The organism is Dietzia sp. E1 (assembly GCF_014145015.1).
Classification (GTDB): domain Bacteria; phylum Actinomycetota; class Actinomycetes; order Mycobacteriales; family Mycobacteriaceae; genus Dietzia; species Dietzia cinnamea_A.
Genome location: NZ_JAALDU010000210.1, coordinates 1 through 4,025, shown reverse-complemented (window position 1 = coordinate 4,025; position 4,025 = coordinate 1). Strand labels below are relative to the sequence as shown.

Below are 4,025 nucleotides of genomic sequence, written 5' to 3'. Positions count from 1 at the left end.
GCCACCGCCCACCGAGCCCGCGCCGACCGAACCCGCCGCGAGCGCCCCCACGCCACCCGCGTGGACGTTCCACACGCCGCGGTTGCCGTCATCGGCGTAGGCGACCTGACCGGCGGCGCCGACGTCGGTCACCACGCGGTCCGCGGTGCCGTCGAGGTCCGAGTCCCAGAGGGCGTCGTCGGCGTACCCGTCACCGTCGAAGTCGAGCCACAGCGCGTCCGGCGCGCCGGTTCCGAGGGTGAGGTCGGGCTCGCCCTGCCACTGCGTCGGCTCACCGACGCCGTCTCCGAAGAAGTAGTCCATGCGCTGATCGTGTCGCGCACGAACCGGACCGACCAGAGCCGCCGGCCGATCTGTGGAGAGTCCGCCGCGTTGTCCACAGGCCACCGGGAGCCCTTGACGCGGTCCCGCCGGACAGGTCGGGGGAGGTGCGCTCAGCGGGCGAGCGCGCGGTCCAGCACCACGGGCTGGTGGGGGTCGCCACCCAGATCGGGCCGGCCGAGACGAGCCGCCCGCAGCCCCAGCACCGCGAGGAACACCAGCGCCCAGATGAGGTACGCGTTGCCGACGAGGTGCTCGACCGGGCTCCACCCCAGCTCGCGGCCCTCGCTGTTGGGCACCCACCACTGGGGAGTCGCGAGGAAGATCACCACGCCGCTGGCGGCGAGGCCCAGCCAGAGGCGCTCGTCGCGGTCGCCCCGCCGCCCCGCACGGTCGGCCCACACCAGCGCGAGCACGACCGCCGGCACCGCCCACACCCAGTGGTGGCCCCACGAGACGGGCGAGCAGAACAGCGCGACGTGACCCACCGCGACCGCCGCGGCGACCTCCTGGCCCGACCGCAGCAGCCGCCACGCGACCCACGCGATCCCCAGCCCGATCGTCGCGGCCACGAGGAACCACACGACCGACGCGGCGGTGTCCTCGAGGCCGAGCCGGTAGACGACGCCGTTGACCGACTGGTTGGAGGTGAACGCGAGGCCGCCGATCCGCTCGGGATCACGGATGGCGAAGCTCCAGTAGCGGGCGGAGTCGTCAGGCGCGAGCAGGTGGCCGAGGCCGGTGAACGCCAGCGCCGACACCACGGCCGTGGCCAGCCCCCGCCAGTCGCGCCGCAGGAAGAAGTACAGCAGGAACACCGCGGGCGTGAGCTTGATGGCCATCGCGAGCCCGGTGAGCGTGCCGCCCCACCAGCGCCCGCGGCCGAGGATGACGTCGACCAGCACGAGCGCCATGAGGAACACGTTGACCTGCCCGAACCCGATCGTCTCGCGGACCGGGCCGAACCACAGCGCCACCACCATGACGGCGGCCGTGAGCCACCACAGCTCGCGCGCCGGCCGCTCGCACGTGCGCGTGAGCACCAGCTGCACGACGAGCGCCAGCACCGCGATGGTCGCCAGCGTGACGAGCGCGGACGCCACCGGCAGCGGCACGAGCGTGAGCAGCGAGAAGATCTGCGCGGACAGCGGGGGATAGGTGAACGGTAGGTGCGCACCCTGCGCGAGCTGCGGCAGTTCGCCGTACAGCTCACCGCCGTCGCGGAACACCTGACCGCCGACGCGGTAGACGTCGAGGTCGATGCGGTACGGCGGGATCTGCTGCAGGCCGGGGACCCCGACGGTGTGCAGCAGCGTGCCGACGGCGGCGAGGACGACGACGACGAGGCGACCGACCGCCGACGAGAGGTAGCGGTCGACCGCTCCGCCGGTCACGCCGGGTCGCCGTTCTGCCGGTCCGTGTCCGATTCCCCGGTCGGCTGGTCCCCGCCGTTCTGCTCGGCCCACCACCGGAGGAGTTCGGCCTCGGCCTCGTCCCGGTCGAGCGGGCCGCGGTCCAGGCGCAGTTCCTTGAGGAACGCCCACGCGCGACCGACGTCGGGTCCGGGCTTGAGACCGAGCAGGGTCATGATCTCGTTGCCGTCGAGGTCGGGGCGGACCCGGGCGAGGTCCTCCTTCTCCTCGATCTGGGCGATCCGCCTCTCCAGCGAGTCGTAGTTCGCCTGCAGCTTGGCCGCGCGGCGCCGGTTGCGGGTGGTGCAGTCGGCGCGCACGAGCCGGTGCAGGCGGGGGAGCAGGTGGCCGGCGTCGGAGACGTAGCGGCGCACGGCCGAGTCGGTCCACTGGCCCTCGCCGTATCCATGGAAGCGCAGGTGCAGGAACACCAGTCCCGAGACGTCCTCGATCATCTGCTTGGGGTACTTCAGGGCGCGCATGCGCTTGCGGACCATCTTGGCGCCCACCACCTCGTGGTGGTGGAACGTCACGCCGCCGCCGGGCTTGGGCGCGCGGGTGGCCGGCTTGCCGACGTCGTGCAGCAGCGCGGCCCAGCGCAGGACGAGGTCGGGGCCCTCCGGCTCGAGGTCGATGGCCTGCTTGAGCACGGTGAGCGAGTGCCAGTAGACGTCCTTGTGCTGCATGTGCTCGTCCCGCTCGAGCTTCATGCCGGGCACCTCGGGCAGCACGTGGTCGGCCAGGCCGGTCTCGCACAGCATGTTGATGCCGTCGATCGGGTAGTCGCCGAGGATGGTCTTGTCGAGCTCGGCCCGGACCCGCTCCGCCGTGATGCGGTCGATCTCCGCGGTCATCTCCGTCATCGCCCGGAACACGCGCGGCGCGAGGGTGAAGCCCAGCTGGGAGACGAACCGGCACGCCCGCAGCATGCGCAGCGGGTCGTCGGCGAAGGACTGCTCGGGCGCGGCCGGGGTGTCGAGCACGCCGGCCAGCAGCGCGTCCATACCGTTCAGCGGGTCGACGAACTCGTGCCGGCCGTCTGGGTGGAGACGCACCGCCATGGCGTTGACCGTGAAGTCGCGCCGCACGAGGTCGCCGGAGAGCGTGTCCCCGTAGACGACCTCGGGGTTGCGGGTGACCCCGTCGTAGGAGTCCGCGCGGAAGGTCGTGATCTCGATCTGCTGCTCGATCCCGTCCCCGTCCCGCTTGACGGCGGACAGCGTGCCGAACTCGATCCCCGTGTCCCACACCGCGTCCGCGTAGCGGTCGAGGATCCCCCGGACCGCCTCCGGGCGGGCGTCGGTGGTGAAGTCCAGGTCCGTGCCGAGGCGCCCGAGCACGGCGTCGCGGACGCTGCCGCCCACGAGGTACAGCTCGTGCCCGGCCTCACCGAACGCTGCCGCCAGCGGGGACAGCACGTCGGCGAGCTGGTTGAGGGTGGTCTGGGCACCGGCCAGCAGCCGGACCCTGCGGGCCTCGACCTCCGCCGGATCGGGCCTGTCGCCGGGGCCGTCCTGCAGACCCGAGAACACCGCGGCATCGTGTCGGTCGGAGGCGGCACGATCGTCGGCGGTGCTGCGATCGGAGGTCGGTCTGCGGGCTGTCACGGCGCTGACTTTACCGAGTGGGCCCGACATCCCCCGGCCGGGCGGAGAACCGGCGCTGGCGGCCCGCCGCGGGTCTCAGTCGTCCCCCACGGCCGCCTTGGACCACAGCGGCTCGACCGCCTCGACCTCCGGCGGCCCGCTCAGCAGGTCGCCGGACTCCTCGAGGTACCGCAGGTAGGCCGGGTTGCCGAGGAACTCCTGCGCGGCGGCCGCGTCCCTGTAGTGCTGGAACACCACCATCACGTCGGGGTCGACGCACGAGGCGCACAGGACGTAGGCGCGGTGCCCGTCGTTGGCCTGCACCGCCTCGGGCATGTGTCGGCGCCACACCTCGATGAGCTCCTCGCGACGGCCCGGCTTGGCCCGGTGTCGCAGGACCAGGGCGTGCGCGGGCGGGCCAGAGCTCATACAGCGGACTCTAGCCGCGCCCGGGTCGCCGGTCCCGCCGCACGTGACGCCCGCCCCGACACCCTGTGTTCTGTGATACGAGTGACCTAGAGTGACGGGCGTGCCTCGTCGTCGCCCCCGTTCACGCCTGTCACCCACCCGCCGGACCGGCGCCCCGGCCGCCGTCACCCTCGCGGCGGTGGCGGCCCTGACCGGCGCGGCGGTCACCCTGACCGCGGTCGTCCCCGCGACCGTCCCGACGGCGGCCGCCCAGTCAGTCGGGGGCGTCGACACCTCC

The 4,025-nt window shown here is 73.0% G+C and carries 3 protein-coding genes and 1 pseudogene; all 4 read right to left on the bottom strand.

Going from position 1 to position 4,025, the window contains the following annotated elements:
- Window positions 1–303: pseudogene (locus G6030_RS08105) on the bottom strand (hypothetical protein); the annotation flags it as partial.
- A gap of 131 nt (window positions 304–434) precedes the next feature.
- Complete coding sequence (locus G6030_RS08100; protein WP_182642772.1) at window positions 435–1,715, bottom strand: glycosyltransferase 87 family protein; 1,281 nt, start codon at window positions 1,713–1,715, stop codon at window positions 435–437.
- Window positions 1,712–3,340 carry a CCA tRNA nucleotidyltransferase gene (locus G6030_RS08095; RefSeq protein WP_347238609.1) on the bottom strand — a complete coding sequence of 543 codons (1,629 nt, stop codon included), beginning with the start codon at window positions 3,338–3,340 and terminating at the stop codon, window positions 1,712–1,714. Before G6030_RS08095 ends, G6030_RS08100 begins: the two co-directional genes overlap by 4 nt.
- Window positions 3,341–3,415: 75 nt before the next feature.
- Window positions 3,416–3,748, bottom strand: coding sequence for an antibiotic biosynthesis monooxygenase (locus G6030_RS08090; RefSeq protein WP_182642771.1), 333 nt, complete (start codon window positions 3,746–3,748; stop codon window positions 3,416–3,418).
- Window positions 3,749–4,025 lie beyond the last annotated feature (277 nt).

Coding starts and splice junctions, on each gene's coding strand:
- G6030_RS08090 (WP_182642771.1), bottom strand. CDS start 3,748: ATGAGCTCTGGCCCGCCCGCGCACGCCCTGGTCCTGCGACACCGGGCC.